At 68.4% G+C, this 26,209-nt stretch carries 25 protein-coding genes; 6 read left to right on the plus strand and 19 right to left on the minus strand.

The genetic code is table 11. From position 1 onward, the window contains the following. Position 1 precedes the first annotated feature (1 nt). Positions 2-871, plus strand: coding sequence for a serine hydrolase domain-containing protein (locus ACP699_RS03960; protein WP_426169350.1), 870 nt, complete (start codon positions 2-4; stop codon positions 869-871). A gap of 4 nt (positions 872-875) precedes the next feature. On the opposite strand, the gene efeB is transcribed toward ACP699_RS03960, so the two are convergent. Genes efeB through efeU form a run of 3 tightly spaced genes read right to left on the minus strand, consistent with a single transcriptional unit; the run spans position 876 to position 4,392 of the window. Beyond that, on the minus strand, positions 876-2,180 hold the full coding sequence (gene efeB, locus ACP699_RS03965; protein WP_200935134.1) for an iron uptake transporter deferrochelatase/peroxidase subunit: 1,305 nt from the start codon (positions 2,178-2,180) through the stop codon (positions 876-878). A gap of 38 nt (positions 2,181-2,218) precedes the next feature. Further along, positions 2,219-3,451 (minus strand): iron uptake system protein EfeO, encoded by a 1,233-nt coding sequence (efeO, locus tag ACP699_RS03970; protein WP_141386362.1) that lies wholly within the window; start codon positions 3,449-3,451, stop codon positions 2,219-2,221. Next, on the minus strand, positions 3,448-4,392 hold the full coding sequence (gene efeU / locus ACP699_RS03975) for an iron uptake transporter permease EfeU (protein ID WP_055872763.1): 945 nt from the start codon (positions 4,390-4,392) through the stop codon (positions 3,448-3,450). Before efeU ends, efeO begins: the two co-directional genes overlap by 4 nt. A gap of 150 nt (positions 4,393-4,542) precedes the next feature. Here efeU and ACP699_RS03980 point away from each other — a divergent pair, with 150 nt between their 5' ends. Beyond that, positions 4,543-5,547 (plus strand): isopenicillin N synthase family dioxygenase, encoded by a 1,005-nt coding sequence (locus ACP699_RS03980; RefSeq protein ID WP_055872765.1) that lies wholly within the window; start codon positions 4,543-4,545, stop codon positions 5,545-5,547. An 8-nt stretch (positions 5,548-5,555) separates the two neighbouring features. Here ACP699_RS03980 and ACP699_RS03985 read toward each other — a convergent pair whose 3' ends face one another. The 3 genes from ACP699_RS03985 to rpsO all read right to left on the minus strand — a co-directional run bounded on the left by ACP699_RS03985 (position 5,556) and on the right by rpsO (position 7,174). After that, the gene (locus ACP699_RS03985; protein WP_017830936.1) at positions 5,556-5,885 is read right to left on the minus strand and encodes a transcriptional regulator; all 330 of its coding nucleotides are present in this window, start codon (positions 5,883-5,885) and stop codon (positions 5,556-5,558) included. After that, positions 5,878-6,747, minus strand: coding sequence for a hypothetical protein (locus ACP699_RS03990; RefSeq protein WP_426169358.1), 870 nt, complete (start codon positions 6,745-6,747; stop codon positions 5,878-5,880). The genes ACP699_RS03985 and ACP699_RS03990 overlap by 8 nt, the downstream gene beginning before the upstream one ends. 157 nt (positions 6,748-6,904) lie before the next feature. After that, the gene (gene rpsO / locus ACP699_RS03995; RefSeq protein ID WP_017830938.1) at positions 6,905-7,174 is read right to left on the minus strand and encodes a 30S ribosomal protein S15; all 270 of its coding nucleotides are present in this window, start codon (positions 7,172-7,174) and stop codon (positions 6,905-6,907) included. 186 nt (positions 7,175-7,360) lie between these two features. Between rpsO and ACP699_RS04000 the strand changes: the two genes are divergently transcribed. Then, on the plus strand, positions 7,361-8,653 hold the full coding sequence (locus ACP699_RS04000) for an MFS transporter (RefSeq protein ID WP_055868772.1): 1,293 nt from the start codon (positions 7,361-7,363) through the stop codon (positions 8,651-8,653). Positions 8,654-8,687: 34 nt separating this feature from the next. Here the strand turns inward: ACP699_RS04000 and ACP699_RS04005 are convergent, their stop codons facing one another. The 3 genes from ACP699_RS04005 to ACP699_RS04015 all read right to left on the minus strand — a co-directional run bounded on the left by ACP699_RS04005 (position 8,688) and on the right by ACP699_RS04015 (position 11,111). Next, the gene (locus ACP699_RS04005) at positions 8,688-9,242 is read right to left on the minus strand and encodes a YceI family protein (protein ID WP_017830940.1); all 555 of its coding nucleotides are present in this window, start codon (positions 9,240-9,242) and stop codon (positions 8,688-8,690) included. A gap of 179 nt (positions 9,243-9,421) precedes the next feature. Further along, positions 9,422-9,790, minus strand: coding sequence for an FKBP-type peptidyl-prolyl cis-trans isomerase (locus ACP699_RS04010; RefSeq protein ID WP_017830941.1), 369 nt, complete (start codon positions 9,788-9,790; stop codon positions 9,422-9,424). 250 nt (positions 9,791-10,040) lie between these two features. After that, complete coding sequence (locus tag ACP699_RS04015) at positions 10,041-11,111, minus strand: PrsW family intramembrane metalloprotease (RefSeq protein ID WP_200935142.1); 1,071 nt, start codon at positions 11,109-11,111, stop codon at positions 10,041-10,043. A 322-nt stretch (positions 11,112-11,433) separates the two neighbouring features. Between ACP699_RS04015 and ACP699_RS04020 the strand changes: the two genes are divergently transcribed. Beyond that, a complete protein-coding gene (locus ACP699_RS04020) occupies positions 11,434-12,303 on the plus strand; it encodes a fumarylacetoacetate hydrolase family protein (protein WP_055868776.1) in 870 nt (289 codons plus the stop codon). A 64-nt stretch (positions 12,304-12,367) separates the two neighbouring features. Here ACP699_RS04020 and ACP699_RS04025 read toward each other — a convergent pair whose 3' ends face one another. The 4 genes from ACP699_RS04025 to ACP699_RS04040 all read right to left on the minus strand — a co-directional run bounded on the left by ACP699_RS04025 (position 12,368) and on the right by ACP699_RS04040 (position 16,576). Next, positions 12,368-13,828 (minus strand): aspartate ammonia-lyase, encoded by a 1,461-nt coding sequence (locus tag ACP699_RS04025; RefSeq protein WP_055868778.1) that lies wholly within the window; start codon positions 13,826-13,828, stop codon positions 12,368-12,370. Positions 13,829-13,889: 61 nt separating this feature from the next. Next, positions 13,890-14,810 (minus strand): phosphodiesterase, encoded by a 921-nt coding sequence (locus tag ACP699_RS04030; protein WP_426169366.1) that lies wholly within the window; start codon positions 14,808-14,810, stop codon positions 13,890-13,892. Positions 14,811-14,864: 54 nt separating this feature from the next. Next, positions 14,865-15,200, minus strand: coding sequence for a hypothetical protein (locus tag ACP699_RS04035; protein ID WP_017830946.1), 336 nt, complete (start codon positions 15,198-15,200; stop codon positions 14,865-14,867). Next, positions 15,197-16,576 (minus strand): inorganic phosphate transporter, encoded by a 1,380-nt coding sequence (locus ACP699_RS04040; protein WP_127482490.1) that lies wholly within the window; start codon positions 16,574-16,576, stop codon positions 15,197-15,199. Before ACP699_RS04040 ends, ACP699_RS04035 begins: the two co-directional genes overlap by 4 nt. Before the next feature lie 156 nt (positions 16,577-16,732). Between ACP699_RS04040 and ACP699_RS04045 the strand changes: the two genes are divergently transcribed. Next, positions 16,733-18,832 (plus strand): S9 family peptidase, encoded by a 2,100-nt coding sequence (locus ACP699_RS04045; RefSeq protein ID WP_426169370.1) that lies wholly within the window; start codon positions 16,733-16,735, stop codon positions 18,830-18,832. Positions 18,833-18,883: 51 nt separating this feature from the next. Here ACP699_RS04045 and ACP699_RS04050 read toward each other — a convergent pair whose 3' ends face one another. From ACP699_RS04050 to truB, 6 genes are all read right to left on the minus strand, one after another. Continuing rightward, complete coding sequence (locus tag ACP699_RS04050) at positions 18,884-19,912, minus strand: 6-phosphofructokinase (protein ID WP_017830949.1); 1,029 nt, start codon at positions 19,910-19,912, stop codon at positions 18,884-18,886. Positions 19,913-20,115: 203 nt separating this feature from the next. After that, positions 20,116-22,260: a DEAD/DEAH box helicase gene (locus ACP699_RS04055; protein WP_055868785.1), complete on the minus strand. Its 2,145-nt coding sequence runs from the start codon at positions 22,258-22,260 to the stop codon at positions 20,116-20,118. 237 nt (positions 22,261-22,497) lie between these two features. Further along, positions 22,498-23,448, minus strand: a complete 951-nt coding sequence (locus tag ACP699_RS04060) for a bifunctional riboflavin kinase/FAD synthetase (protein WP_055868787.1) — start codon at positions 23,446-23,448, stop codon at positions 22,498-22,500. Beyond that, a complete protein-coding gene (locus ACP699_RS04065) occupies positions 23,445-23,882 on the minus strand; it encodes a hypothetical protein (RefSeq protein ID WP_373695298.1) in 438 nt (145 codons plus the stop codon). The genes ACP699_RS04060 and ACP699_RS04065 overlap by 4 nt, the downstream gene beginning before the upstream one ends. A 57-nt stretch (positions 23,883-23,939) precedes the next feature. Further along, positions 23,940-24,308, minus strand: coding sequence for a hypothetical protein (locus tag ACP699_RS04070; RefSeq protein WP_017830953.1), 369 nt, complete (start codon positions 24,306-24,308; stop codon positions 23,940-23,942). Then, on the minus strand, positions 24,305-25,198 hold the full coding sequence (gene truB, locus ACP699_RS04075) for a tRNA pseudouridine(55) synthase TruB (RefSeq protein ID WP_426169377.1): 894 nt from the start codon (positions 25,196-25,198) through the stop codon (positions 24,305-24,307). The genes ACP699_RS04070 and truB overlap by 4 nt, the downstream gene beginning before the upstream one ends. 127 nt (positions 25,199-25,325) lie before the next feature. Between truB and ACP699_RS04080 the strand changes: the two genes are divergently transcribed. After that, entirely contained in the window at positions 25,326-26,192 is an 867-nt protein-coding gene (locus ACP699_RS04080) for an A/G-specific adenine glycosylase (protein WP_302794634.1), read from the plus strand. The last annotated feature ends 17 nt before the right edge of the window (positions 26,193-26,209 follow it).

Here is a 26,209-nt window from a genome sequence, read left to right on the forward strand (position 1 = left end):
CGTGACCCGCGCGCAGACCGTCCGAGACCGCATCGTCCAACAGGTGGAGTCCTCGGGATTCGGCGCCCACGGCCTGCATGTGCGCGTGGCGTCCGACACCGCCCAGCACCGGTGGACCGCCGATGTGCGCGAAGACGTCCACTCCATCGCGAAAGGCGTCTGCGTGCTCGCCGCGGGGATGGCCGCGGACGAGGGCGCCGTGTCCCTCGACGAACCCGTGTCGACGTATCTTCCCGGCTTCGAGCTCGGAGAGGGCAACGACGAGGTCACTCTGCGGCACCTGCTCTCGATGACGAGCGGCGTCGACCTGCCCTGGTCCGAGACGATGATGACCGACTGGCCCGACCTCGCGCGCGAGTTCCTGCGGCGGCCATCGCGCGGACGGACGTTCCAGTACTCCAATGCGAGCACCTACACCGCGATGGCCGCCCTGGCCGCACGCGTGGGCGACGTGGGCGACTATCTGGTCCCCCGTCTGTTCGCTCCGCTCGGCATCGACGACGTGGAGTGGGAGCGCAGCCCCCGCGGTCGCATCGTCGCCGGGGGCGGCCTTCCTCTGCGCACGGAGGAACTGTCCCGTCTCGGCCTGCTGATCCGCGATCGCGGCGTATGGGAGGGGCGCCGGCTGGTCGCTTCCGGGTGGATCGACCAGATGCACAGCGACTGGGGCGCCGCCGGCGAAGGTGCGATCTATGAGAGATACGCTCTCGCGGGGTGGGGCGGCCCCGGCCCGGCCTGGCGACTGCACGGCGCCCACGGTCAGCTGCTGATCTTCCTCGACGACGCTGTGGTCACGATCACCGCCGACGACCACTTCGGCGCCGACGACATCGCCGCCTTCGCGGTCGAGACGCTCACCCGCGCGTCTTGACCCGTCAGGCGAACAGGGCCTCGCCCACGAAGGATCCCGGCTTCGCCCCCGCCGGCACAGCCCAGATCCCGGAGCCGACGTGGCGGATGTACTCGTTCATCAAGTCGGTCGAGAGCCGCCGCTGCAACGAGATGAACTGCGCAGGGTCGCGCTGATAGGACAGGAAGAAGAGTCCGGCGTCGAGCCGACCGAGCGCATTGTTCCCGTCGACGTAGTTGTAGCCCCGGCGGAGGATGCGGATGCCGTCGTTCTGATCGGGATGCGCGAGGCTCACGTGGCTGTTCGCATCGATCGCGGTGGAGTCGAAGACCGGGGCGGTGAACTCGTCCCCGCCCGAGAGCGGCGCCCCCTCGCCTTTGTCGCGACCGATGATGTTGTCCTGCTCGGAGAGACGAACACGATCCCAGGTCTCGATGAGCATGGCGATCTTCCTCGCCACGAGATACGAGCCGCCGGCCATCCACGCAGGCTCGTCGTTCGAGGACACCCAGACGTGGTCGGCGAGCGCTTCGGTGTCGTCGGCCAGGATGTTCGCCGTGCCGTCCTTGAACCCGAAGAGGTTGCGCGGCGTCGCCTGCGCCGCTGTGGTGCGCGAGGTCTTGCCGAACCCGAGCTGCGACCAGCGCAGGCGTGCGCGCCCGAAGGCGATGCGACTGAGGTTGCGGATCGCGTGCACCGCGACCTGCGGATCGTCGGCGCACGCCTGGATGCAGAGGTCGCCGTGGGAGGTCTGCGGATCGAGATCGTCTCCGAGGAAGGCGGGCAGACGTTCGAGGCCTGCCGGACGCTGCGCGGCGATCCCGTAGCGGTCGCCGTCCTCGTTCTCGAAGAGTCCGGGCCCGAAGCCGAATGTGAGCGTGAGTCCGGCCGCCGGAAGCCCGAGAGCCTCTCCCGTGTCGTCCGGCGGAGCCTCGGCCGGCCCGCCCACCGCACCCGTCGCGCTCACTTCGAGGCCCTGCACCATGCGCGATGCGGCATAGGACCAGTCCTGCAGCAGCGAGATCAGGTCTTCGCGATCGGTCCGCGGCATCATGTCGAAGCTCGCGAAGTGCAGATGATCCTGCACCGGAGTGGTGATGCCCGCCTGGTGGGCGCCGAAGAACTCGTACGCGGAATGCGCGTCTTCCGCTGCGCGCGCCCGGCCGATCGCCACCCCACCGGTGAGCCCGGCGCCGGCGCCGACTGCAAGCCCTGCGACGCCCCCGCCGATGGCGAGGCCCAGAAGGCCTCGCCTGCTCAGCCCGGAGGGAGCGGATGCCGCGCCCGTCGATGATTCCTCGGGTGCGGCACCCGCTTCTGGTTCGTTCACGTCCGTGATCGTACTCGGTCGGTCCAGCGCGACGCTGGTCAGTCGAGGACCGTGCTGGTGAGCTGCGACAGCGGCTCGGCCAGGGCGTTGATCAGATCGGTGAACTCGCGCTTGTCCGCCTCGGTCAGCTCCGAGTAACCCACGAAACCGTCGGTCAGGGAACCATGGGCGGCGAGGGACTCCTCGAGGGCGGCGTAGCCCGACTCGATCTGAGCGACCAGAGCCTCGCCGTCATCACCCTGCGCGACGGCGAAGTCCTGCACCAGCGAGAACGCCATCTTCGAGCCCTCGACGTTCGCGGCGAAGTCGTAGAGGTCGGTGCCCGACCACCAGTCCTCCTCACCGGAGATCTTCCCGGTGGCCACCTCGTCGAGCAGCGCGATCGCTCCGTTCGAGATGCCGCCGATGCCCTGATCGTCGAGCGCGGTGGTGAAAGCGTCCGAGTGCACGTAGTCGTACAGCTCCTGCACGTCCGCGAGCAGCAGGTCGCCGTAGTCGGCGCGCTCCTGCGGCGTCGACGGCGCCCAGTCCTGCCATGCCGGGGTCTCGCCGTCGGCGTTCAGCGCATCCTGCGCCGGGACCCACAGGTCCTTCTCGATGCGGTGGAAGCCCGTCCAGTCCAGCCCCTCGGCCACCGCGTCGACCTCGCGGTAGTCGATGCGCGGGTCGAGGTCGCCCAGCGCCTCGGCCACGGGCTCGATGCGCTCGTAGAACGCGCGGGTCTGCGGGAAGAGCGTGCGCGCGGTCTCGTCGTCACCGGACTCGTAGGCGGCGACGAAGTCCTCGACGGCCGGGACGAGCTGACCCACCTGGTCCTTCACGAACGCGGCGTAGAGATCGACGGCCTTCTGCTTCTGCTCGGCATCAGGGCCGTCCACCGCGACGCGGTCTCCGGTGACGGTGAACGCCGTCTTGCCGACGCCGTCGCCGATCATGCCCGGCTTGCAGAGGGTGAAGTAGTCTCCCGGCTGCGCGACGACCGTGAGCGTGCGCGATGCCGCGGGGGCGATGTTCTCGACCTCTCCGACGATACGCAGCCCGTCCTCGGCCAGCAGGTAGAACTCCGAGACCTGATCGGTGTCGTTCTTGACGTTGAAGGTCAGCGTCCCGCTCTTCGCCGTCGCCGCGGACACGGCGCAGTCGGTGGCGGTCGACGAGACGTCGAAGGCCGCGGTGGCCTGCGCGTCACTCTTCGCGACGCAGCCGCTCAGGACGAGGACGGCTGCTCCCGTGGCGGCGAGCACCCCCAGGATCCGGTGCGAGGTGGTCATGCTGCTCCTTGTTGTGAGAGAGAGGGGGATTCGGATGAGGGTTCGGTCGAGCCGTGCGGCTTCGACGGACGCCTCGAGCGGAGACCGCGGATGTAGAGCCATCCGACGATCGAGATGTAGAGCACCCATCCGATGACCTGAAGCCACGTCATCGCGGGCATGAAGCCGACGGTCGCCTGCAGGATCGAGGCGAGCGGCCCACCGGGGGCGATCGTCGCCGAGACGTCGAACGCCCACCCGAAGGGGAACGCGGCCCAGCCCACGGCCACGCCGCCGGTCACGGCGTCGATGGGCGCCAGCGCCGTGAACGGCCCGGGAAGGGCCCCGGCCTCCTGCAGGTCCATCAACGCGTAGGCCAGGACGCCGGCCGCGACGATGACGAGGAAGCCGCCGGTCCAGGCGAAGAAGCGACGCAGATCGAGGCGCAGCGCACCGCGCGAGATCAGCCAGCCGATGATCACGGCTGCGACGAGCCCGAGCAGGGCGCCAAGGAGCGCCGAGGGGGCATCGCCGAACGACTGGACCATCGACCACAGCAGCAGGGTCGTCTCGATGCCCTCGCGAGCGACGGACACGAAGCCGATGGCGATGAGCGCCCACAGGCCGCCCGCGGTGAGGGCGCGGTCGATACCGCCCTCCAGGGTCGCCTTCATGCTGCGACCGGCACGCTGCATCCAGAAGATCATCCAGGTGACCATCGCGACGGCGAGCAGGGAGAGCCCTCCCCCGATCAGCTCCTGCGCCTGGAACGTGAGCTCATAGGCGCCGAAGGTCAGTACCGCGCCGATGCCCAGCGCCAGCGCGATCGCGAGGCCGACTCCGGCCCACATCTTCGGCAGCGCATCCTGCCGGCCGAGGCGACGGAGGTAGGCGACGAGGATGCCGACGACGAGCGCGGCTTCGAGACCCTCGCGGAGCCCGATGAGAAAAGTGGCGAGCACGGAAGAACACTCTCTGGCGGTGACTGAGGTAAGGCAGCCCTTACCTCAGAGACTCTAGCACCGTCACGACAGCGCTCCGAACGCACGCACCGGAAGTAACGGAGCGCAACAGAGGATCGCACCCCCGGGCGAGCGACGTAGCCTCTGTCCATGGCTGAACTCTCGCTCCCCATCCTCGACCTCTCGCAGCTCGACGAAGGCCCCGACGCCGCGGCACGATTCCGCGACGACCTCCGTGCGGCGACGCACGACGTCGGATTCTTCTACCTCACGGGAACGGGGATCTCCCCCGAACTCGAGGAGCGACTGCACCGGGCGGCCCTGGACTTCTTCGCGCTTCCCGACGAGGAGAAGCTCGCGATCGAGAACGTGAACAGCCCGCACTTCCGCGGCTACACCCGCATCGGCGGCGAGCGGACACAGGGGAAGGTCGACTGGCGCGAGCAGATCGACATCGGCCCCGAGCGCCAGCCCGTCGACGACGGCCCCGCCTTCAACCGGCTCATCGGCCCCAATCTCTGGCCGTCGGCGCAGCCCGAGCTCAAGGACGTCGTCGCCGAGTGGCACGAAACGCTGTCCGAGGTCGCGCGCAAGCTCCTGCGCGCCTGGGCGCAGACTCTGGGCGCGGACGAGTCCTACTTCGACGAGCATTTCGGTGAGCCGTCGACGCTCATCAAGATCGTCCGTTACCCGGGAACCCACGAGCCGGAGCCGCAGCAGGGCGTGGGTGCACACAAGGATTCCGGCGTGCTCACCCTGCTCTGGGTGGAGCCGGGCAAGGGCGGCCTGCAGGTCGAACGCGACGGAGCGTGGGTCGACGCTCCCCCGGTGCCCGGCGCGTTCGTCGTCAACATCGGAGAGCTGCTGGAGTACGCCACCGGCGGCTACCTGAAGGCCACGAACCACCGCGTGGTGTCGCCGCAGGCACCGGACGAGCGGATCTCCATCCCGTTCTTCTTCAACCCTGCGCTCGACAAGCGCCTGCCGCTGATCGAGCTGCCGGAGGAACTGGCGGCGGAGGCGAAAGGGGTGACCGAGGACCCGAGCAACCCCATCCACGCCCTCTACGGGGAGAACGCGCTCAAATCACGTCTGCGCGCGCACCCCGACGTCGCCGCCATCCACCACGCCGACCTCGTGGGCGCCCCGGTCTGACCGAAGGGTCACAGCATCTGTGCGCCGCCGAGGGCGACGATCTCGCGCAGCGCCTGGAGATGCGCCGCGAAGGCGTCACGTCCCGTCTTCGTCGACCGCACCCAGGTGCGCGAACGGCCCCCGACGGTGCCTTTGCGCGCGAGCACGTAGCCGGCTGCCTGCAGATGCGTGATGGCCTTGCTCAGGGGCGAGTCGCCACACTGGAGGATGTCGCGGAGCGCCGGGAAGTCGAGCTCCATGCCGTCACCGAGCGCGGCCATGAGCGAGAACCGGATCGGTGAGGCGAAGTTGTCGTCCAGCTGCGTCCGCGGATGAGGCCTCGGGGGCGACTCAGCCACGGCTCGCCCGCCCGGGGATGAAGGACGCGACGATGACGAGCACCATCACGACCGCGCCGCCGACGACGCCCGCGAGCCCCCGATCACCGAGCACGTCTCCGCCGAGCACGAGTGCCACGGGGACGCAGGCCGCCAGAAGGAAGGCCGTGACGTGCGGCCAGCGCCACGAGGCCCCGACGGCGGGCAGGCCCACGGGTGTGTTGAACACCACCAGCCAGGTGAACAGCGCCAGCATCACCAGGAGCGTGATCACGCTCCTGAGCACACCGTCGGGCGCTCCGGCGAGCATGGTCAGCACACCGAGCACGACGCCGACGAGAATGGTCCCCCACCGAAGGGCGGTGGGGAGCGCGAGGGGTGAAGGCCGCGGAGGTCGCGGATCACCGGCCGCGCGCACGAGCTGAACCGCGCCGTAACCTCCTATACCCACCAGGACCAAGCCCGCCGGGATGAGCACCATGCCGACGGGGAGCCTCGTATCCAACGCCACGAATCCGAACACGAGGACCGCGCCGACGAGAACGACGCCGCCACCCAGAAGAAGCGGCCACCGTGAAGCACTCCAGCGCCACTGCATCCCGTGGCGCTGAGCCATCCCGCTCGCCAGCTGCCCCCACACCAGGAACGTGAACAGGATCACCTGGGAGGCGAGGACGTCGTCCTGCCGGAGGACGAGCGCGAACGCCACGAGATACCCGGCCGTGACAGCCGCATTGACCATCTGGAGCCCGGCGAGCGCGCGTCGGTCGATGGCACGGTCCCGGCGCTCCACCACCGCATCCGCGGCCGCCAGATACTGGCGCGCGACGTCGGCATCGGGCGGATCGAGGGCATCCTGACCGGGAACCGGCTTCTGCTGCACGTCGAACCTCCTCCACTTTCCGTGTGGAAAGCTTTCTACTTTCCTATCGGAAACCCGGGAGGGGGTCAACCCCTCGTGACATGACGAAGGCCGCCCCACACCGTGGGGCGGCCTTCTCAAGAATGTTCTGCGCGATTGTACGCAGGTCTGCAGTGCCTTAGCGGCGGAGTCCGAGACGCTCGATCAGCGAGCGGTAGCGCGCGATGTCGATGTCCTGGAGGTAGCCGAGCAGACGACGGCGCTGACCGACGAGCAGGAACAGCCCACGACGCGAGTGGTGGTCGTGCTTGTGCTCCTTGAGGTGCTCGGTGAGGTCCTTGATGCGCTGCGTCAGCATTGCGACCTGCACCTCGGGGGATCCGGTGTCACCGGGGTGCGTCGCGTACTCTTCGATGATCGCCTTCTTGACGTCTGCTTCCAGTGCCATAGATTCGATCCCCTCTCTGCTTGTTGCGCGGCGCCCGACGCCTGATACGTGGGCTCTCTTTATCCGCGGCCGATCAAACGGCAACCTGACGAGTCTACCAGCCGGCGACTGCCTCCGGCGCCACCGGCCGGGAGGGAGGCCCGCACGGTTCAACTAGGCTCGAAAGGTGCAGAAGAAGTTCGACGAGTGAGCGCCCGCCGCGGCCACCTGATCGACCTCTCCCCCCTGAGGTCCAGCCCGGCATTCGCCCGGATGTGGATCGGATCCACCCTCGCCGGCATCGGCGGCCAGCTCACCATCGTCACGGTGATGCTCCATGTGTTCGCCCTGACGCAGAACACCTTCGCCGTCTCCATGATCGCGGTCGCCGGCCTCGTGCCGATGATCCTCGCCGGGTTGTACGGCGGCATGCTCGCTGACGCGTTCGACCGACGCCGTGTGGCCCTGATCGCGGCGACGATCACCTTCGCATCCACCGCCCTGCTCGCCGCGCTCACCTGGACGGGCATGGAGACGATCTGGTGGCTGTACGTCCTGAGCATGATCAACTCAGCGGCCAACTCGGTGGGCATGGCCACGCGCACCGCCATCGTGCCTCGCCTCATCCCTCGCGACAAGCTCGCGGCCGCATCCGCCCTCAACGGTGTGGCCTTCGGACTCACGGTGATGGCGGGGCCGGCGCTGGCCGGCCTGCTCGTCGCCCTCACCGGCTACGGGTGGACCTACACGATCGACGTCGTGCTGATGCTGTCGATGTTCCTCGGGCTGTGGACACTGCCGTCACTGAGGCCGGAGGGCGCGGTCGTCCGTCCGGGACTCGAGTCGCTCGTCGACGGCTGGCGATTCCTGCGCAAGGCCGGCAACATCCGGATGCAGTACATCATCGACATCATCGCGATGACGTTCGGACAACCTCTCGTGCTCTTCCCCGCCCTCGGCACGGTCCTCCTCGGTGGCGGTGCACTCACCACCGGTATCCTCACCGCCGCCGTCGCGGTCGGCACGTTCGCCTCGAGCCTGTTCTCGGGCCGCGTCGTGCAGTACCGCTGGCACGGCCGCGGCATCGCTCGGGCGGTGCAGGCGTACGGCGCGTCGATCCTGCTCTTCGGCCTCGTGCTGCTCATCGGAGCCTTCTCCGCGCCGGCGAGCGAGACCGCGCCGCACGTCGCGCTGATCGTCGCCGCGTGCGTCGCGCTCGCCCTGTCCGGCGCCTCGGACAACGTCAGCTCCATCTACCGCAACACGATGATGCAGGCCGCGGTCCCCGACGCGATGCGCGGACGCCTCCAGGGCCTGTTCATCGTCGTCGTCGCCGGGGGCCCGCGAGTCGGGGCTCTCTACGCCGGGACGCTCGCGACCCTGACCACCCTCTGGTTCCCGCCGCTTCTCGGCGGGGTCCTGGTCATCGCACTCGTCGCCATGCTCGCGCGCCGCAGCCGTCGGTTCCACGACTACGACGCAGAGAACCCCGAGCCCTGACGGGCTCGGGGTTCTGGCGACCGCGCGAACGGGGTCAGTCCTGCTGCAGCGCGCCCTGCAGGTCGAGGCTGATCGTGACGTCCTTGCCGACGAGCACGCCGCCGGTCTCCAGCGCCGCGTTCCAGGTGAGGCCGAAGTCCTCACGGTTGATGACCGTCTTGGCCGAAGCACCGGCCTTGTAGTTGCCGTACGGGTCGGTGCCGAAGCCACCGAAGTCGAGCTCGAAGCTGACCGGCTTGGTGATGCCGCGGATGGTGAGGTCTCCGTCGACGTACAGGTCATCGCCCTTGACGCGCGCACCGGTGGAGACGAACTCCATGGTCGGGAAGTTCTCCGTGTCGAAGAAGTCGCCCGAGCGCAGGTGCGCATCGCGGCCCTCGTCGTTGGTGTCGATCGAGGTCACGTCGACCGTCGCCTCGACCTTGGCCTCGAGGGGGTTCTCCGGGGCCACGAGCGTCGCGCTCTTGACGCCGAACGTGCCGCGCACCTTCGAGATCATCATGTGACGCACGCTGAAGGTGACCTCGCTGTGCGAAGGGTCCAGAACCCAGGTGCCGGGACGGTAGCCGGGGATGTCGATGCTGGTCATTGCTTCTCCTCTGGAGACTTCAGCCGCTGCTGCGGCAAGGGACAGGGGCCGCGTTGCCGCGACCACTGTGACAACTTACATTCAGTCGCATGTATTCCCCTGAATGGAGAATCTCTTCCGGAACGCCACGAGGCGCCCCTTTCCCGAAGGAGAGGGGCGCCTCGTGGAGAAGATCGAAGTCAGCCGACGGCGACGAGATCGATGATGAAGATCAGCGTCTTGCCGGAGAGGAAGTGCCCTCCACCGGCCGGGCCGTACGCGAGGTGCGGGGGGATGATCAGCTCGCGGCGCCCGCCGACCTTCATGCCGGGGATTCCGTCCTGCCAGCCCTGGATCAGGCCGCGCAGGGGGAACTGGATGGTCTCGCCGCGACCCCAGGAGGAGTCGAACTCCTCGCCGGAGTCGAACTCCACACCGGCGTAGTGGACCGTCACCGTGTCGCCGGGCTTCGCCTCGGCGCCGTCACCCTCGATGATGTCGCGGATGACGAGGTCCGCCGGAGCGGGGGTGCTGGGGGCGTCGAACTCAGGCTTTGTGCGTTCAGTCATGTCTCCATCAAACCCGAGGCCGACGGACGGGGTCAACGCGCGCGCACCTGCTCACAGCGAACACCTCATGCACGAACCGTCGAACCTCTCGTGCACGCACCGTCGAACCTCGGCAAGACGCTCTTGACACCCGCACGGGGCCGGGTGCACCCTGTTTACAGATCAACTCAGCGCCCGGGAGACTCGCAGGCATCGCCGCAGCACCGGGCGCTGAGTCTTGCCGGGGGCGGGCCCGCTGCCTCGCTCCGTGTCAGTAGGAGAGCAGAGCCGCCCTGGTCGCCCTGGTGCGGATCAGGAGAGCGCGCTCGTCGTCCACGGCCAGAGGATCCCGACCGGTGATCGCGCGCTGGCGCACGGCGGCGAGTGCGGTCGCGTCCTTTATGAACGCGCGCATCAGAGGCCGTCGGTCCCCGCGCAGCTGCGAGGCCCAGGCCAGTCCCACCTTTCGTCCGGCGGGGGTCGCGAGCATCGTGACCTCCTCGGGCGTGAACCACCCCGCGGCGGCGTAGTCCTCCAGGCGTGCTCTGGTGAGCCTGGCCTCCTCGCGACGCAGGGCGACGATGCACAGGATGAATCCGACGAACAGCGGCACCTGGAGGGTGAAGTAGAGCCCGAAGAAGTCCGCGAACGTCGCGGAGCCGTTCCAGAGCGCGTGCAGGAGGATCGCCCCGACCAGGCCCAGCGCCCCGGCGCCGAGCGCCGCCTGGGCCGAACCGTGCCGACGGGCGACGAGACCGATCGCGAAACCGGTGATCGCGGTGAACATGGCGTGCGCGAAGGGCGAGAAGAGCCCACGCACCACGAACGTGACGGTGAGCTGTTCACCGCCGCCCTCGATCAGGCTCAACCCGAAGTACTGGATGTTCTCGGTGAACGCGAATCCCGCCCCGACCAGTGCCCCGTAGACGATGCCGTCGACGGGGCCGTCGAAGGCTCGTCGGGCGAGCAGGAAGATGAGGAAGACGCCGAGCCCCTTCCAGAGCTCTTCCACGATGGGTGCCTGCACAACGGCGGTGAACTCCTCCGATCGGATGTCGAGCAGGAGGGTCAGTGCCGTGTCGACGAGAAGGGTGAGCCCGACCGCCGCCACCGCACCCCAGGCGATGGCGAACGCGACGAGTCGCTTGGGCTCGGGCTCCCACCGGTCGATCAGGCGTACGCCGAGGAACACGATCGTCAACGGAATGAGCGCGAGCACAAGGCCGACGACCGATGCGAAGGATCCGAGCGCCCAGACGAAATACCCCACGAGGGCGATCAGCAGGAACCCGAGCACTCCGAAGAGCCAGAGCGACACGGTGCGCCCCTTCCTGGTGGGCACGGGCAACGCGGGAAGCGACTCCGCCGGCGACGGGGCCACGGGAGCCGGTGGCGTGTACGGGGTCGGTTGCGCGAGAGACGAGGCGTACCCGGTGGAAGGCGCCCCGTTCGCAGGCGCGGGAAGGGGGCTCGCGGATGGCGCGGGCATGTAGGGCTGCCGCGACACCTGCGGCGATGCCGGCGGAGGGGCGTAGGGCGAGGGCTGCTGCGGCTGGGACGGTCCTCCGGAACTCATAGGCAAAGCTTATGGGCACAACGCAGACGGTCCGGATATGGCGACGCCCTCCACCCGGCGACCACCAGCCACCCGGTAGCGTAGAAGCATGCGGTTCGCTCACCTGCGCCGTCCTGACTCCCCTCTCGCGGTTCTCGCCGTGGTCGAGGGCTCGGACGCCATCCTCGTCTCTGACCTCCTGAACGACCCTCCTGCCACGCTGCAGCAGCTGATCGAGGGAGGAGACGACGCGCTCGAGGCCCTGCGCGCAGCGCTGGCGACCGGTTCCGCCCGGCGGCACCCTCTCGACGGCTGGGCGTTCGCCTCGGCCGTGCTCGCTCCCCCGGCTGTGCTGGCCGTCGGCCTCAACTACGCCGCGCATTCCAGCGAGCTGGGCCTGAAGACGGATGCCGCACCCACGGTGTTCACGCTCTGGCCGAACTCGCTCACCGGACACGAGCAGACCACGTCGTGGCCGCGCGCTCTCAGCGAAGCCGTCGACTACGAGGCCGAGCTCGGCGTGCTCATCGGCTCGCCCGCGAAGGACGTCGCCGAAGCCGACGCCCTGTCGCACGTCTGGGGGTACACGGTGGTCAACGACATCACCGCGAGGAACATCCAGTTCTCCGAGGCGCAGTGGTCCCGCTGCAAGTCGTTCGACGGCTTCACCCCGACCGGACCCTTCGCCGTGACCGCGGACGAGATCGCCGACCCGCAGGACCTCCACATCTGGACCGTCGTCGACGGTCACACCGTGCAGGATGCGAGCACCGACCAGATGGTGCGCTCGGTGGCGAAGCTGATCACGCACCTCTCGCAGTCGCTCACCCTGCTCCCCGGCACGCTCATCTCGACCGGCAGCCCCGGAGGTGCCGGCTACTCGCGCGACCCGCAGATCTTCCTCCGCGACCACTCCACCGTCACGGTCGGCATCGACGGCATCGGTGAACTCACCACCCACTGCCGGATCACCGACTGACCTCACCGGCACGAAGAGAGGGACGGATGCCGGAGCATCCGTCCCTCTCTTCGTCTCCGCGTGATCAGATCTCGATCAGGTCCTCCGACGCGATCACCGGGATCGCCGCCGTGATGGTCTCGAGCCCGGACAGGCGTGCGGGCGAGAGCTGCTTGACGACCTCTTCGCGGGACATCAGACCGGCTTCCACCACCAGATCGGCGACACTGCGGTTGGTCAACAGCGCGGTCTTCGCCAGGGCTGCCGCTGCTGCGTAGCCGATGAAGGGCGTCAGTGCGGTGATGACACCGACCGAGGCTCCCACCATCGCCCCCAGGCGGTCGCGGTTGGCGGTGATGCCGTCGACGCAGTTCACGCGCAGGGTCCACATGGCCTGACGCATCCAGGTGATCGACTGGAAGATCGAGTGCGCGATCACCGGCTCGAAGGCGTTCAGCTGCAGCTGCCCGGCTTCCGCCGCCATCGTCACCGTCATGTCGGCACCGGCCACGGCGAACGCCACCTGGTTCACGACCTCGGGGATGACCGGGTTGACCTTGCCGGGCATGATGCTGGAGCCCGCCTGCATGGCGGGGAGGTTGATCTCGCCGAAGCCCGCCTGGGGGCCCGACGAGAGCAGCCGGAGGTCGTTGCAGATCTTCGACAGCTTCATCGCGTTGCGCTTGAGCGTCGAGGAGAACGACATGAACGATCCGGTGTCGCTGGTGGCCTCGACGAGGTCGCCGGCGGTGCGCAGGTCGAGTTCGGTGATCTCACGCAGGTGCTTGAGCACAGCGGGCGCGTAACCGGGGTGGGTCGTGATGCCGGTGCCGATAGCCGTGGCGCCCATGTTGATCTCGAACATCAGCGAGGCGTTCTCGGTGAGGCGCGTGTGGTCGTAGCCGAGCGTCGTGGCGAAGCCGTTGAACTCCTGGCCCAGCGTCATGGGCACGGCGTCCTGCAGCTGGGTGCGCCCGACCTTCAGAACGTCGTGGAACTCGCGCGACTTGCCCAGGAACGACAGCCGCAGCAGGTCGAGCTCTTCGAGCAGCGAGCGCAGCGTCAGCGAGAGGCCGATCTTCACTGCCGTCGGGTACACGTCGTTGGTGGACTGGCTGCGGTTGGTGTGATCGATCGGCGACAGGAAGGCGTAGTCGCCCTTCTCGCGTCCGGCCATCTCGAGCGCGATGTTGGTGATGACCTCGTTCGCGTTCATGTTGGTCGAGGTGCCGGCGCCGCCCTGGATGACACCGACCGTGAACTGCTCGTGGAACTCGCCGTCGATCACACGCTGCGCCGCACGATCGATCAGGTCAGCGCGCTCGGGGTCGAGCACTCCGATCTCGCGGTTCGCGCGGGCGCTGGCCTGCTTGACCATCGCGAGGCCGACCACCAGGTCGGGATACACCGAGATGGGTCGCTTCGTGATCGGGAAATTCGCGTCGGCGCGGGCGGTGTGGATCCCCCAGTACGCGTCGACGGGAATCTCCATGCTCCCGAGCGAATCGGTCTCGGTGCGGGTCGGGGTAGGCGCGGCAGAAGCCATGTCACATCCTCGTGGGTCGTGGCGGGTGAGAAGGGTGGGGGATGCCCCCAGTCTACGCCGCTCAGCGTCCGGGTTTGCGGGAGAAGGCCTCGAGTCGCCCTTCCGGGCTGAGCTTCGCCATGCGCTCCAGCCAGGCCTCGGAGAAGTAGTCGCCGGTCGGGGCCTCGGTCACCGGGACCACGGTGTGCGTGATCGTGTCGGGGTAGACGTGGACGATCTGGAAGGCCTGCGCGGCGTCCATGCCGTTGACCTCGGCCGACGGACGCGCGACGTTCATCGTGTAGCACGTCGCCGAGGCGACGCTCACGGGAACCCCGGCGAAAAGGCCGTGGGAGGAATAGTGCAGATGTCCGGCGAGGATGCCGCGCACATCGCTCCTCCGCACGATGTCTGCGAGCTCGTCCTGATGCCGCAGCTCCAGGATGTCGAACAGCGGCAGATGGCTCGGGATCGGCGGATGATGCATCGCCAGCAGCGTCCCGTGCGGGGCGGGCTCGGCGAGCACCTCCGCCAGCCAGGCGAGCTGACCGTCGTCGAGATCTCCGTGATGCCACCCCGGGACACTGGTGTCCAGCGCGATGAGTCGGAGGCCGTCGAGGTTCCAGACACCGGTCACCGGCTCCTCGGTCGGCGTCAGATTCAGCAGGCCCTCTCGCAGAGCCGGCCGCTCATCATGGTTGCCTGCCACCCAGATGACCGGGGCCCGCAGCGCCTCGGCCACCGGCTCGACCGCGGCCCGAAGGCGACGATAGGCGTCGGGCTCCCCCAGGTCGGCCAAGTCCCCCGTGACGACGATGGCCGTGGGGTGCGGATGCACGGTGCGGATCGCCTCCAACGTGCGGGCGAAGTTCTCCTCGACGTCGTAGCGTCCGCCCAGCCGCACTCCCCCGGCGAGGAAATGCGGGTCGCTGACGTGGATGAGCACGTGCGACGCGGGCTCGTGCCTGCCGAAGACGTAGGGAGTGCCGGTTCCTGCGGACATGACATCAGCCTATGGCCGCACCGGCCCCCGCACCGGGCCCCCGTTCCGCCGTCGTCAGTGACCGATGACGAGGAGCAGGATGCCGCTCACCACTGCGGCGGCGCAGAGCGCGAAGCAGCCGTAGGCCCCGACGAGGGCCAGCGACTTCTGCCCCTCGGTCAACGGACTCTTGCGCGCGGCCTTCGCCGCCTGCTTCTCGGCGCGCTTGAGCTCCTTCTCGGTGATCACCGTGATGGCGTCCGTGAACTCCGCCGGGCTCACCACCGGAGCCCGACCGCTGCGCACGAGCAGACGCAGACCCAGCGCGTAGAACGTGACGATGGCCGCGGCGCCGATGAGGGCTGCCGCGAAAACCTGGAGGAACGCGAACCAGTCGATCACGACGTTCATGCGGACTCCCCGTTCCGATCGGCATCTGTTTTCTTCTTCGATGCCGCAGACTTGGACGCACCGGCGCCCGCCTTGGCCTCCGCCTTCTTCTTGGCCTTGGCCGCGGCATCCTTCTTCGCCTGCGCCTTCGCCTTCTCCCTGGCCTCGGCACGGGCCCTGGCCTCAGCCTTGGCCTGCTCGATGCGCTGTTGACGACGCGTCGGCGGGGGCGTGTCGGGAAGCTCGATGGCCATGCCGGACTCGGCGACATCACTCATCGCGTTGGCGGGCGTGACGGCGTTGCGACGCGAGCGCATGTACAGACCGAGGATGATCAGGACCGCGATCACGGCGTCGATCGCGACGCCCCAGTTGCCCAGCCAGACCACGAGCAGCGCAGCGAGCGCTCCCACTCCACCGGCGGCGGGAAGCGTCAGCAGCCAGCCGATGCCGATGCGGCCGGCGGTCCGCCAGCGCACCGTGGACCCGCGGCGACCGAGGCCGGATCCGATGACCGATCCGGAGGCGACCTGCGTGGTCGAGAGCGCGAATCCGAGGGCGCTGGAGGCGAGGATGGTGGCGGCTGTCGAGCTCTCCGCTGCGAAGCCCTGTGCGGGCTTGACGTCGGTCAGGCCCTTGCCGAGGGTGCGGATGATGCGCCAGCCGCCCAGGTAGGTGCCGAGCGCGATCGTGAACGCACACGCGATGATGACCCACAGCTCGGGCTCGTGGTGAGCGCCGGACTGCCAGCCGATCGTGATCATCGCGAGGGTGATCACACCCATCGTCTTCTGGGCGTCGTTGGTGCCGTGAGCCAGCGCGACCAGCGAGGAGGTGAAGATCTGCCCCCACCGGAATCCGTCGCGACCGTCGGGCTTTCCGTCGTAGCGACGGGTGATCGAGTAGGCGATCTTCGTCGCGGCGAAGGCGATCAGGCCTGCCGTAACCGGAGCGATCAGCGCGGGGAGCACGATCTTGGAGAGCACCATGCCGAAGTCGATGCCGCCGATGCCTGCGCCGACGAGGGTGGCCCCGATGAGTCCACCGAAGAGCGCGTGCGACGAGCTCGAGGGAAGACCGAGAAGCCACGTGAGCATGTTCCAGGTGATCGCACCGATCAGACCGGCGAAGATCAACGATAGGAACAGATCCGCCCCGGCCTCGATGATCGCATCCTCACGGATGATCCCGCCGGAGATGGTCTTGGAGACCTCGGTCGACAGGAAGGCGCCGACGAGGTTGAGAACGGCGGCGAGGAGGACGGCTGTCTTGGGCTTCAGCGCGCCGGTGGCGATCGGCGTCGCCATGGCGTTCGCCGTATCGTGAAAGCCGTTGGTGAAGTCGAAGAAGAGTGCCAGCGCGATGACAAGCACGACGATGAGGGCTGCGGTTTCCACCGTTCGCTTTCGGTCGTTTGAGGAAGAAGGAGATGTCGACGTGATCGACGTGATGAACGAAGAGTTCACCGTGGGTTTGACTTCCGTTAACCGGCCCCGGTAGATCCTCCCACCCTCCCCCGTGCCGGTCAACTCGACCTGGGATAGCGTGAGACGGTGACTGACGCTCCTACCGCCGACCGCCGCTCCTCCCTCCGCACCCACCACGGTGACACCTTCGACGATCCGTACGAATGGCTCCGCGCAAAGGAGTCCGCGGAGGTCGTGTCCCACCTCGAGGCCGAGAACGCCCACACGGAGGCCGAGACGGCACATCTCGCCGCTCTGCGCGAGCGGCTCTTCGAAGAGATCAAGGGCCGCGTGCAGGAGACGGACCTCTCCGTTCCCACCCGCCGCGGCCACTGGTGGTACTACAGCCGCACCGAGGAGGGCGCGCAGTACGGCATCCATTGCCGCGCCGCGGCCGAGCCCGACGACTGGACTCCTCCGCGTCTCGAGCCCGGTGTCCCGGTTCCCGGCGAGGTCGCGCTCCTCGACGGCAACATCGAGGCGGAGGGGCACGAGTTCTTCTCGCTCGGAGCGTTCGACACGTCCGACGACGCCACGAAGCTGCTGTGGTCCACCGACTTCGAAGGTGACGAGCTGTACACCGTGCACGTGCGCGACCTCACCACCGGCACCACGCTCGACGACGAGATCCCGAACACGGGCGGCGCTTTCTTCACACCAGACGGTCGGGGTGTGATCTACACGACCCGCGACGAGGCGTGGAGGCCCGACACTTTGTGGCTGCACCGCCTCGGCACGCCCGTCACCGACGACGTGAAGCTCTTCCACGAGCCGGATGAGAAGTTCTGGCTCGGTGCCGGGATCACCCGTAGCCGCCGGTATCTGGTCATCGCGGTCGGTTCGAGCATCACGAGCGAGGAGTACCTCGTCGATCTGACGGGCGAGCTGACCGCGGAGCCGCAGCTCGTGTGGCCGCGTCGTGAAGGCGTGGAGTACTCGGTCGAGCATGCGGTCGTAGACGGCGAGGATCGCCTGCTCGTGCTGCACAACGACGGAGCGCTCGACTTCGAGCTCGTCTCGGTGTCAGCGTCCCAGCCGCAGGGCGAGCGACACGTGGTGCTCGCGCATGAGCAGGGCAGACGACTCCTCGGTGTCGATGCGTTCCGCGACTTCGCCACCGTGGAGTACCGCAGCGAGGGACTCGAGCGCGTCGGTCTGCTCGACTACGCCACGGATGCGGTCGATGAGCTGGTGTTCGACGAACCGCTCTACTCGGCCGGCGTGAGCGGGAATCCCGAGTGGCACTCGCCGTTCCTGCGTCTGGGCTACACCTCATTCGTGACGCCGGGGACCGTGTACGACCTCGACCTCGTGACCCGGGAGCTGGTGCTGCGCAAGCAGGTGCCGGTGCTGGGGGGCTACGACCCCGCCGACTACGGCCAGCGACGCGAGTGGGCGACCGCATCAGACGGCGTGCGCGTGCCGATCTCGCTCGTGTGGAAGCGCTCGTTCGGCGAACCAGGCGTCGAGCCGCGTCCGGTGCACCTGTACGGCTACGGATCGTACGAGCACTCGATCGATCCCGGCTTCTCCGTGGCACGCCTTTCCGAACTCGACAGGGGTGTGATCTTCGCGGTCGCGCACGTGCGCGGAGGCGGCGAGATGGGCCGGCAGTGGTACGAGGACGGCAAGCTCCTGCACAAGCGCAACACGTTCACGGACTTCGTCTCCTGCGGCGAGCACCTGGTCGAGTCGGGTGTGACCACGCCGAGTCGGATGGTGGCCGAGGGCGGCAGCGCCGGCGGCCTGCTGATGGGCGCGGTGACGAACCTCGCGCCCGAGCTCTTCGCCGGCATCCTCGCCGGTGTGCCGTTCGTGGACGCCCTGACGACGATCCTCGATCCGTCGTTGCCGCTGACCGTCATCGAATGGGACGAGTGGGGTGACCCGCTCCATGACCCGGACGTCTACGCCTACATGAAGTCGTACAGCCCCTACGAGAACGTCCGCGACGGCGTGGACTACCCTCGGATCCTCGCCGTGACGTCCCTGAACGACACGCGCGTGCTCTATGTGGAGCCCGCGAAGTGGGTCGCACGCCTGCGCGAGGCCGGGGCGAAGGACGTGCTCCTCAAGTGCGAGATGGTCGCCGGGCACGGTGGGGTGAGCGGGCGCTACAACTCCTGGAAGGAGCGGGCGTTCGAACTCGCCTGGCTGCTGGACACGCTCGGCCTCGCCGAGGCGTGAATCGCTGAGGCTGAGCTCGTCCTGCGAGGGGCGGACTCAGCCTCAGGCGGCTCAGCCGAAGAGCGCCGCCGCCTCGTCGTAGCGGTAGCGCGGGACCGTGTTCAGTTCGCCCAGTGCATCGGCGAACGGCACCCGGACGATATCCGTGCCCTGCATGGCGACCATCTGGCCCCAGGCGCCGTCGACGATCGCGTCGGCAGCGTGCAGACCGAGTCGTGTCGCGAGCACGCGGTCGAACGCCGAGGGCGATCCGCCGCGCTGGATGTGACCGAGGATCGTCGCCCGCGTCTCGATGCCGGTGATGCGCTCGATCTCGGGCGCGAGCAGGTCGCCGATGCCGCCGAGGCGGGGGCGGTTGAAGGCGTCGAGGCCCTTGTCGCTGTAGGCCTCGTCCATTCCGAGGAGCTTGAACCCCTCGGAGACGACGACCAGCGGCGCGCGACCGCGATCATGCGCGCTGGTCACCAGCTCCGTGATCTCGTCGATCGACATCGGCACCTCGGGGATGCAGACGACGTGAGCTCCGGCAGCCATTCCGGCGTGCAGTGCGATCCAGCCGACGTGACGGCCCATGACCTCTGCGACCATGCAGCGCTGGTGCGAGTCGCCGGTCGTGCGCAGTCGATCCATCGCATCCGTGGCGATGTTCACCGCGGTGTCGAAGCCGAACGAGTAGTCGGTCGCCTGCAGGTCGTTGTCGATCGTCTTGGGGACGCCGATGACCTTGATGCCGTCCTTGGCGAGACGGTCCGCTGCAGCGAGCGTGCCCTCACCACCGATCGCGATGATGCCGTCGATCTTGTGCCCGTAGAGGGTCTTGGCGATGTTGTCGGCTCCCCCGCGCTCGCCCTCGTACGGGTTCGTGCGGCTGGTGCCGAGGATCGTGCCGCCGACCTTCGACAGCCCCTTCACCTCGTGTCGGGTCAGCGGCATGAAGTCACCGTCGACCAGGCCCCGCCATCCGTCGCGGATGCCGACGAACTCGAGGTCGTATGAGGTCGTGCCCTTGAGCACGATGCCGCGGATGACCGCGTTGAGGCCGGGGCAGTCGCCGCCGCTCGTCAGGATGCCGATCTTCATGCTGGTGCCTTCAGACGTTCGGGAGATGGGGGGAACAGGCGACGCTGCCTTCGATCGACACTAGCGCCCCGGCACGCTCGGGCGCCATTCGGGAGCGGCGAAAAACGTCGATCTTGACGACCCGATTCACCGATATCGTCGAACTTCCCGGTCTCGAGTGTTCTCGCACCGGATCCGACGTTAAGAACGGTGATTCTTGACGCCTATGCTCCGCCCAGCGCCTGTCGCAGCAGGTGCATGAGTGCCGCCAGCTGCACCGGCTCTGCGGCCGACTCCTCGACCGCTTCACCGTCGAGAGCGCGCGCCGCGAGCCCCTGCTTCTGGTCGATCAGCTCCGCGATCTTCGTGTCGATCGTGTGCGCGGCGATGATCCGCCACGCGGTGACCGGCTCGCCCTGGCCGATGCGGTGCACACGGTCGATCGCCTGCGTCTGCTCGGCGGCCGTCCACGACAGCTCGGCGAGCACGACGTTCGACGCGGCCTGCAGGTTGAGCCCGACGCCTGCCGCGGTGAGCGAGCAGACCGCGATGCCGACCTCGGGGTCGCCGTTGAAGTCGTCGATGGCCTGCTGCCGGACCGTGGAGGTCTGGTCGCCACGGATCGACACCGAGCGGATGCCCGCCGCGGCGAAGTGCGCCTCGGCCTGGTCCATGACGTCGATGTGCTTCGCGAAGAACACGACCTTGCCGACCGAGCGCTGCAGCTGAGCGGCATAGTCGGCAGCCAGCGGCGCCTTGGCCTGACCGATGCGACGGACCATGGTGAAGACGTTGTCTCCCCCGGTGCCGGCGGCCTTGGACTCCTCGAGCTCGTTCTGGGCGACCAGCCGCACGATGTCCTCGTCGATCTCTCCCGACGCGAGCCCACGGTCTCCGCGAGCCTCGATGATACGGCGGTAGCGAGCGGCGAGCCGCTCCCCCAGCTCGCGCTCGGCCTGGCGGATGCTGCGCCCGAACTCGTCGTCGAGCTGCACCGGCAGATCGGCGATCAGCTTGTCCGGGAGATCGGCGGCGACGTCCTTCTTCTTGCGACGGACGATCCCCATGGAGATCACCGCATCGCGGGCCTCGGGATAGAACGCCTTGTCTGCCGGGGTGAACCCTGTGGCGTCGAGCTTCTCCATGAGCTCAGGACCCGGCTTCTCACCGGTGGTCCAGCCGAGGAAGCGCCAGATCGCGTCGAAGTCCTCGACGTCGTTGATCAGCGGCGTACCGGTGAGGGCGAGCATCAGAGGATCATGCCCCGGAGTGCGCTCGCGCACCTGGGCGGCCAGCGACAGCACGTTCTGCGACCGCTGCGAGGAGAGGTTCTTGATGAAGTGCGCCTCGTCGACGACCATCCCGCGCAGACCGATGGAGGCGAGCCACGACATGTGCCGGTCGAGGATCTCGTAGTTCACGATGAACACGTCGGCGAACGCGTCGATGTCATCGCCGTCGCCCTGGATCACCGTCGCCCGGCGCTGGGGCGTCCAGCGCTCGACCTCGCGCGCCCAGTTCATCTTCACGACGTTGGGCACGACCACCAGCAGCGGATATGCACCCGCGACGGAAGCGGCGAGAACCGACTGCGCGGTCTTGCCGAGACCGGGCTCGTCGGCGAGGAGGAAGCTGCGGTGTCCGGCCTTGACGGCCTCGAGGAACCGGGACTGATGCACCATGACCTCGAGGCCCTTGGGCGAGATGTGGTCGAATTCCGGCGCCGGCGGCAGATCCATCGACGCGGCGGACCCACCGGCCCCGGTCTCGAAAGCCTTGTACAGCGGACCCATGAGCTCCCAGCCGTCGAGACGGCGGCGCGGCGTGGCCGTCGAACGCGGCGTCAGGTCGGGAGCGAGGAAGGGGTTGGCCAACTGTCGCGCCTCGACGGACGGCGGGGTGACCTGGCGCTCCGCGATCGCTGCGGGGATCGCGGAGATCTGCACCGGTGCGGCGTCGGCGATGATGAGCTCTTCCGGGGCGAGTTCGGCTCCGGATTCGAGCAGCCAGTCCCGGCGCATGCGCTTGGCCACCGGCGATGTCGCCTGGTCGGCCTCCAGGAGCTGGATTAGTGAGGTGTCGCGGGCGGCCGTCTTCGCGAGGATCGTGGCCACGCCGTCGAGCCGCTTCAGCAACTCGGCGCGTGCGGGATCGCCGATCTCGGCATCCGCCTTCACCCTGGCGCGCTCTTCGCGCACCAGGAAGGCGATCACCTGGAACTTCACTCGATTCGTGGGACCGAGCTTCCCTCGCTGCGACTTCGCCTCGATCTCGCGCACCTTGCGCGCGAGGATCGGGATGAGGGGTGCCTCATCGTCGCGACGGGACGTCTTCTTGCGCCGCGTGGCGGCGGTTGCCGTAGTCGGCATGCTCCTCCTGAGCGTGAAGGCTCCGGCTTCCCCAGGAAACCATGAGCCGTTCTCGTTGTCCGCGTGTGGCGTGAGCCAGGACCGTACGAACAGTGGATCTTCTTCCCGCCGGGGAACGCGAGAGTCGCGAAGTTCGGCGGGAGCCGATGATCATTCTATGCCATCTCGCTCGCTCAGCGGAGATCGCCCACGCCGAGCCGTCCATCCCGCACGGTCGAACCGGCGATCCGCTCTCGGCTAGGAGGAGAGCCCGAGAGCCCGCGCCGCATCCGTGACATCGGCACCCATCTGCACCATCAGCTTGTCGATGCCCTCGAAGGCCACCATGCCCCGCAGCCGCTCCACGAACTCGACCGTGACGTCGTGCCCGTAGAGGTCGAGACCCGTCTCTCCCAGCACGTGAGCCTCGACCTGTCGCACGAGGACGTCGTCGAAGGTGGGATTGGTCCCGACGGAGATCGCCGACGGATGCCGGATCCCGGTGTCGTGGTCGACGAGCCATCCCGCGTACACGCCGTCCGCCGGCACGAACGCATCGACGATGGTCGAGAGGTTCGCCGTGGGGAACCCGAGTTCCCGCCCGCGTTTGAGTCCGTGCACGACGACTCCGCGCACATCGGGATGGCGTCCGAGCACGGTCGTCGCCGCAGCGACGTCGCCCTCCATCAGCAGCTCGCGGATCCAGCTCGACGACACGCGTCGCGTGGAGCCGGGGAGGTACACGTCGTCGATGACCTCGACCGAGAAGCCGTGACGAGGACCGAGCTCGCGCAGAAGCTCGGGGGTGCCGGCTCCCCGAGCGCCGAACCGGAAGTCCTGCCCGACGAGGACCGTGGAGACCCGAAGGGCTCCGACGAGGATGTCGACGACGAAGTCCTCAGCGCTGCGGGCGGCGAGTTCCTCGTCGAACGTGAGCACCAGAGTGGCGTCGAGCCCGAGCTCGCCCAGGAGGTCGAGCTTGCGCTCGACCGTGACGACGTTCTCCGGGCAGCGGTCGGGGCGGATCACCGCCAGCGGGTTGCGGTCGAACGTGACGGCGACCGACCGGCTGCCCGTCGCTGCGGCCGCTTCCTCGAGGCGCTCGATCACGGCTCGGTGGCCGGCATGGACGCCGTCGAACTTGCCGATCGCGACCGCGCTCGGTCCGAAGTCGTCCGGCACCTCTTCCGGGCTGCGGAAGACGATCACGCGCCGACCTCGACCGGACGCACGACGTCGGCCGGGCGGTGCGTGCGCAGCCACCAGATGCCGAAGAGGGGCAGAACCAGCGGAATGAACAGGTAACCGCGCCCGAACAGCGACCACACGGTCTCATGCTGGAACAGGTCGGGCATCAGAAGGCTCAGCACCCCCACCACGAGGACGCCGGTGAGCTCGAAGACGATCGCGACCCAAGCGACCGAGTACCAGCCGCGGCGGCGGGCCAGGACGAGGGCGAGTGTGGCGAGGATGTACACGACGGCGGCGAGTGCGGAGAGCGCGTACGCCAGCGGCGCCTCGTCGAAGCGACGGACGATCTGCACGAAGCTGCGTCCGGTCGCGGCCAGCGCCATCACGGCATAGACGATCACGAGGACGCGACCGATTCCGGTCATCCGAGAGGAGGGGGCGGTGGAGCTCATAGCGCATTCCATCCTAGAGCCGCAGGAGAGGTCGGGTCTGCGCTCCGACCCGCCGCGTCACGCGATCTGGACGGACCAGATGACCTGCATACGCCACAGCATCACCGCGATCGCGAGCGCCGCCACCCCGAGGATCACCGTGCTCCAGCGACTGCGCTCCATGAGCGCCCACAGCACCGCGCCGACGGGCAGGAGCACCGCGGAGACCAGGTAGACCCAGTACTCGAGCAGGTCTCCGGTCGGAGGGTTCCCGGTCAGCGGCGCAACGATGGCGACGATCACCTGCACGATGAGCAGCACCTCGACGAGGGCGAGGGCGCCGACGCTGAAGTCGCTCGGCCGTCTGCCGATCAGACCCGCGACGAGACAGAAGATGCCGGCGGCGACGGCGATGACGATCTGCGCGATCGTGAGCCACAGGATCATCGGTCGCCCTCCGGCATGTTCATGGCGCTCTTGAGGTCGGCACCGCGCTTCTCGACGATGCCGATCAGGAGCCCCTCCGGGTCGATCGCTGCACCGATCGTCTCTTCGAGGCGCGCGGCCTGGCCGCTCAGCCGCTTGCCGTGACGGAGGTCGCGTGCCTCGTCACCGGACATCTCCAGCACGGGGAGGATCCGGCCGGCCGCCTCGCCCGGGGTCAGAGTCGCGGCGCCCTCCAGCGCGTCGAGACCGACCGCATCGGACACATCGAACGGACCGACCCGCGTGCGGCGCAGCGCGGTGAGGTGACCGCCGACGCCGAGCGAGGCCCCGAGATCGCGGGCGAGGGAGCGGATGTACGTTCCGGACGAGCAGTCGACGACGACGTCGAGATCGAGATGGCCGTCACCTCGCCTGGTTGCGAGCAGGTCGAAGCGCGACACGACGACATCGCGTGCGGCGAGCACGACCTCTTCGCCGGCGCGCACGCGCTCATAGGCGCGACGACCGTCCACCTTGATCGCCGAGACGGCGCTGGGAACCTGGGAGATCTCACCCGTGAGCTGCGTGATGCCGGCCGACACCGCATCATCGGTCACCGCGTCCCACGCTTCGGGCGCGGCCGTGGTGAGGATCTCCCCTTCCGCATCGTCCGTGCCCGTCGTCTGGCCGAGACGGATCGTCGCCACGTAGGTCTTGTCCGCACCGACGATGTAGGTCAGGAGCCTGGTCGCGCCTTCGATGCCGATCACCAGCAGTCCGGTCGCCATCGGGTCGAGTGTTCCGGCGTGCCCCACCTTGCGGGTGCCGAACGCGCGTCGCGTGCGAGCGACGACGTCGTGACTGGTCAGCCCTGCGGGCTTGTCGACGAGGAGGATGCCGGGCGAGACCATCCCCCCAGCCTACCGAGCGCGCGAGCGGGATCTGCGCGTGCGGATGCCCGGTGGCTCCCCTCTCCTGGCCGTCGATCCGCTCGCATAGGCTGGACGGGTGCCTCTCCCACCGGCCTCTCTCGAGCTGATGTCGCCCCTGCCGACGTGGTATCGAGCGACCGCTCGCGACCTGCCGTGGCGTCGATCTTCCTTCCATGACGAGTTCGGCGCCTGGGGCGTCCTGGTGAGCGAGTTCATGTTGCAGCAGACGCCCGTGACGAGAGTCATCCCTCACCTCGAGGCGTGGTTGGAGCGGTGGCCGACACCCTCGGAGATGGCCACCGCATCGACAGCGGACGTCGTGCAGCAGTGGGCGAACCTGGGATATCCCCGGCGCGCGCTGTGGTTGCACCGTGCCGCGGTCGAGATCACCGAGCGGCACGGGGGGATCGTTCCGCGAGAAGTGGACGCCCTGCTGGCCCTTTCCGGTATCGGCGACTACACCGCTCGCGCCGTCGCGGTGTTCGCCTACGGCGACCGGCATCCCGTGGTCGACACGAACACCCGACGGGTGCTCGCGCGCGCCGTCGAGGGCAGAGCGCAGCCGGGACCCCCTTCGCGCCGGGACCTCGACCTGATGGCCGACCTGCTGCCGGACGATGTCGCCGAAGCTGCGGTGTTCAATGCCGCAGCGATGGAGCTCGGCGCCACGGTGTGCACGTCCCGGGCGCCGCGGTGCGAGCTGTGCCCTCTCGCCGGGAGCTGCGCATGGCTGGCCGCCGGGAGACCGGACACGGGTGATGAGCGCCGACGCCAGGCCGCATACGAGGGGTCCGACCGACAGGCCCGCGGCGCGGTGCTGAAGCTGCTGCGGAACATCGACCCAGACGCCGTCCCGCTCGACGCCGTCCTGCCGGACTGGCCCGATCCCGGGCAGCGTGATCGGGCTATCGACTCGCTCATCGCCGACGGACTCGCCGAAGCCGATGGGGCGTCTCTGTTTCTGCCGCGGTGACGACGGCAGACTCAGGC

The sequence above is a fragment of the Microbacterium sp. DWRC1-3 genome, assembly GCF_049896645.1.
In the GTDB taxonomy this organism is placed as follows: Bacteria; Actinomycetota; Actinomycetes; order Actinomycetales; family Microbacteriaceae; genus Microbacterium; species Microbacterium maritypicum.

Excerpts from the sequence above, each read along its gene's own strand:
- efeO (WP_141386362.1), bottom strand. The coding sequence starts at position 3,451 with ATGACCACCTCGCACCGGATCCTGGGGGTGCTCGCCGCCACGGGAGCA.
- ACP699_RS03980 (WP_055872765.1), top strand. The coding sequence starts at position 4,543 with ATGGCTGAACTCTCGCTCCCCATCCTCGACCTCTCGCAGCTCGACGAA.
- rpsO (WP_017830938.1), bottom strand. The coding sequence starts at position 7,174 with ATGGCACTGGAAGCAGACGTCAAGAAGGCGATCATCGAAGAGTACGCG.
- ACP699_RS04005 (WP_017830940.1), bottom strand. The coding sequence starts at position 9,242 with ATGACCAGCATCGACATCCCCGGCTACCGTCCCGGCACCTGGGTTCTG.
- ACP699_RS04010 (WP_017830941.1), bottom strand. The coding sequence starts at position 9,790 with ATGACTGAACGCACAAAGCCTGAGTTCGACGCCCCCAGCACCCCCGCT.
- ACP699_RS04020 (WP_055868776.1), top strand. The coding sequence starts at position 11,434 with ATGCGGTTCGCTCACCTGCGCCGTCCTGACTCCCCTCTCGCGGTTCTC.
- ACP699_RS04025 (WP_055868778.1), bottom strand. The coding sequence starts at position 13,828 with ATGGCTTCTGCCGCGCCTACCCCGACCCGCACCGAGACCGATTCGCTC.
- ACP699_RS04030 (WP_426169366.1), bottom strand. The coding sequence starts at position 14,810 with ATGTCCGCAGGAACCGGCACTCCCTACGTCTTCGGCAGGCACGAGCCC.
- ACP699_RS04035 (WP_017830946.1), bottom strand. The coding sequence starts at position 15,200 with ATGAACGTCGTGATCGACTGGTTCGCGTTCCTCCAGGTTTTCGCGGCA.
- ACP699_RS04050 (WP_017830949.1), bottom strand. The coding sequence starts at position 19,912 with ATGAAGATCGGCATCCTGACGAGCGGCGGCGACTGCCCCGGCCTCAAC.
- ACP699_RS04055 (WP_055868785.1), bottom strand. The coding sequence starts at position 22,260 with ATGCCGACTACGGCAACCGCCGCCACGCGGCGCAAGAAGACGTCCCGT.
- ACP699_RS04065 (WP_373695298.1), bottom strand. The coding sequence starts at position 23,882 with ATGAGCTCCACCGCCCCCTCCTCTCGGATGACCGGAATCGGTCGCGTC.
- ACP699_RS04070 (WP_017830953.1), bottom strand. The coding sequence starts at position 24,308 with ATGATCCTGTGGCTCACGATCGCGCAGATCGTCATCGCCGTCGCCGCC.
- truB (WP_426169377.1), bottom strand. The coding sequence starts at position 25,198 with ATGGTCTCGCCCGGCATCCTCCTCGTCGACAAGCCCGCAGGGCTGACC.
- ACP699_RS04080 (WP_302794634.1), top strand. The coding sequence starts at position 25,326 with ATGTCGCCCCTGCCGACGTGGTATCGAGCGACCGCTCGCGACCTGCCG.